Annotated in this window: 2 rRNA genes; both read left to right on the forward strand. The window is 48.5% G+C overall.

The window, feature by feature from the left end:
- Window positions 1-149: 149 nt before the first annotated feature.
- A 23S ribosomal RNA gene (locus FC90_RS04135) occupies window positions 150-3068 on the forward strand.
- 91 nt (window positions 3069-3159) lie between these two features.
- Window positions 3160-3276: ribosomal RNA gene (rrf, locus tag FC90_RS04140) — 5S ribosomal RNA — on the forward strand.

The following is a 3276-nucleotide window of genomic DNA, read 5'->3' on the forward strand; positions in this document are numbered from 1 at the left end:
AAACTTTGTTCTTTGAAAACTGGATAATAAGTAATATATTAGTTTTAAAAGCCGAGAAAACATTGCGTTTTAAAGAGTTTTTTAAAAGAAATATGAATTAGTTCATATCGCTAAACTCAAATAATAACCCTTTACCATCGGTAAAGTTAGGTTAAGTTATAAAGGGCGCACGGTGGATGCCTTGGCACTAGGAGCCGATGAAGGACGGTACTAACACCGATATGCTTCGGGGAGCTGTAAGTAAGCTTTGATCCGGAGATTTCCGAATGGGGGAACCCAATACCTTTAGTCGGGTATTATCACTAAGTGAATACATAGCTTAGTGAAGGTAGACGCGGGGAACTGAAACATCTAAGTACCTGCAGGAAGAGAAAGAAAAATCGATTCCCTAAGTAGCGGCGAGCGAACGGGGAAGAGCCCAAACCAAGAAGCTTGCTTCTTGGGGTTGTAGGACAGAACATTGGAGTTACCAAGTTAAGTTGTAATCGAATCAGCTGGGAAGCTGAGTCAAAGAGTGTGATAACCACGTAGATTAAACAACTTAACCTCCGTTCTGGATCCTGAGTACGGCGGAACACGTGAAATTCCGTCGGAATCCGGGAGGACCATCTCCCAAGGCTAAATACTCCCTAGTGACCGATAGTGAACCAGTACCGTGAGGGAAAGGTGAAAAGCACCCCGGAAGGGGAGTGAAATAGATCCTGAAACCGTGTGCCTACAATTAGTCAAAGCTCGTTAATGAGTGATGGCGTGCCTTTTGTAGAATGAACCGGCGAGTTACGTTTATATGCGAGGTTAAAGTGAAAAGCTGGAGCCGTAGCGAAAGCGAGTCTGAAATGGGCGAATGAGTATATAGATGTAGACCCGAAACCAAGTGACCTACCCATGTCCAGGTTGAAGGTGTGGTAAAACACACTGGAGGACCGAACCCACGTCAGTTGAAAATGGCGGGGATGAGGTGTGGGTAGCGGTGAAATTCCAATCGAACTTGGAGATAGCTGGTTCTCTCCGAAATAGCTTTAGGGCTAGCCTCGGAATAATGGATCATGGAGGTAGAGCACTGTTTGGACTAGGGGCCCGTCATGGGTTACTGAATTCAGATAAACTCCGAATACCATCGATTTAGTTCCGGGAGTCAGACTGCGAGTGATAAGATCCGTAGTCGAAAGGGAAACAGCCCAGATCACCAGTTAAGGTCCCAAAATTTATGTTAAGTGGAAAAGGATGTGGCGGTGCACAGACAACTAGGATGTTGGCTCAGAAGCAGCCACCATTTAAAGAGTGCGTAATAGCTCACTAGTCGAGTGCCGCTGCGCCGAAAATGTACCGGGGCTAAACATAATACCGAAACTGTGGGTGGACACGTAAGTGTCCGCGGTAGGAGAGCGTTCTAAGGGCAATGAAGCTAGATCGTAAGGACTAGTGGAGCGCTTAGAAGTGAGAATGCCGGCATGAGTAGCGAAAGATCAGTGAGAATCTGATCCACCGTATGACTAAGGTTTCCTGGGGAAGGCTCGTCCTCCCAGGGTTAGTCGGGACCTAAGGCGAGGCCGAAAGGCGTAGTCGATGGCCAACAGGTTGAGATTCCTGTACTAGTTTATTTTGTTTGAACGATGGAGGGACGCAGGAAGCTAAGGAATGCACACGACTGGAAATGTGTGTCTAAGCAACGAGTCTTGAGTTGAGTGAAATGCTTGATTCTATAAGGACAAGTTGTGATGGGGAGCGAAATTAAGTAGCGAAGTTCCTGATGTTACACTGCCAAGAAAAGCTTCTAGTGAGAAATAAACTACCCGTACCGTAAACCGACACAGGTGGTCGAGGAGAATATCCTAAGGTGAGCGAGTGAACTCTCGTTAAGGAACTCGGCAAAATGACCCCGTAACTTCGGGAGAAGGGGTGCTGACCGTCAGGTCAGCCGCAGTGAATAGGCCCAAACAACTGTTTATCAAAAACACAGGTCTCTGCAAAATCGAAAGATGACGTATAGGGGCTGACGCCTGCCCGGTGCTGGAAGGTTAAGAGGATGAGTTAGCGTAAGCGAAGCCCAGAATTGAAGCCCCAGTAAACGGCGGCCGTAACTATAACGGTCCTAAGGTAGCGAAATTCCTTGTCGGGTAAGTTCCGACCCGCACGAAAGGCGTAATGATTTGGGCACTGTCTCAACGAGAGACTCGGTGAAATTATAATACCCGTGAAGATGCGGGTTACCCGCGACAGGACGGAAAGACCCCATGGAGCTTTACTGTAGCTTGATATTGAGTGTTTGTACAGTTTGTACAGGATAGGTAGGAGCCGTAGAGATCGGAACGCTAGTTTCGATGGAGGCGTTGGTGGGATACTACCCTAACTGTATGACCACTCTAACCCGCGCCACTAAGCGTGGCGGGAGACAGTGTCAGGTGGGCAGTTTGACTGGGGCGGTCGCCTCCTAAAGTGTAACGGAGGCGCTCAAAGGTTCTCTCAGAATGGTTGGAAATCATTCGTAGAGTGTAAAGGTATAAGAGAGCTTGACTGTGAGATTGACAAATCGAGCAGGGACGAAAGTCGGACTTAGTGATCCGGTGGTTCCGTATGGAAGGGCCATCGCTCAACGGATAAAAGCTACCCTGGGGATAACAGGCTTATCTCCCCCAAGAGTCCACATCGACGGGGAGGTTTGGCACCTCGATGTCGGCTCATCGCATCCTGGGGCTGTAGTCGGTCCCAAGGGTTGGGCTGTTCGCCCATTAAAGCGGTACGCGAGCTGGGTTCAGAACGTCGTGAGACAGTTCGGTCCCTATCCGTCGCGGGCGCAGGAAATTTGAGAGGAGCTGTCCTTAGTACGAGAGGACCGGGATGGACATACCTCTGGTGTACCAGTTGTGCCGCCAGGCGCATCGCTGGGTAGCTATGTATGGACGGGATAAACGCTGAAAGCATCTAAGTGTGAAGCCCCCCTCGAGATGAGATTTCCCATTCCTTTATGGAAGTAAGACCCCTGAAAGATGATCAGGTAGATAGGCTAGGAGTGGAAGTACAGCGATGTATGGAGCGGACTAGTACTAATCGGTCGAGGACTTAACCAAAGGTGCAATGTGAGGCTTTTGAAATGAAGATATTACTTATTATGCAGTTTTGAGAGAACGAAGTTCTTCTCAGTGCTTAGGCACAAAATAGTGTGGTGGCGATAGCAAGAAGGATACACCTGTTCCCATGTCGAACACAGAAGTTAAGCTTCTTAGCGCCGATAGTAGTTGGTGGGAAACTACCTGCGAGGATAGGACGTTGCCGCGC

This window comes from Latilactobacillus graminis DSM 20719 (assembly GCF_001436415.1).
GTDB classification, from domain to species: domain Bacteria; phylum Bacillota; class Bacilli; order Lactobacillales; family Lactobacillaceae; genus Latilactobacillus; species Latilactobacillus graminis.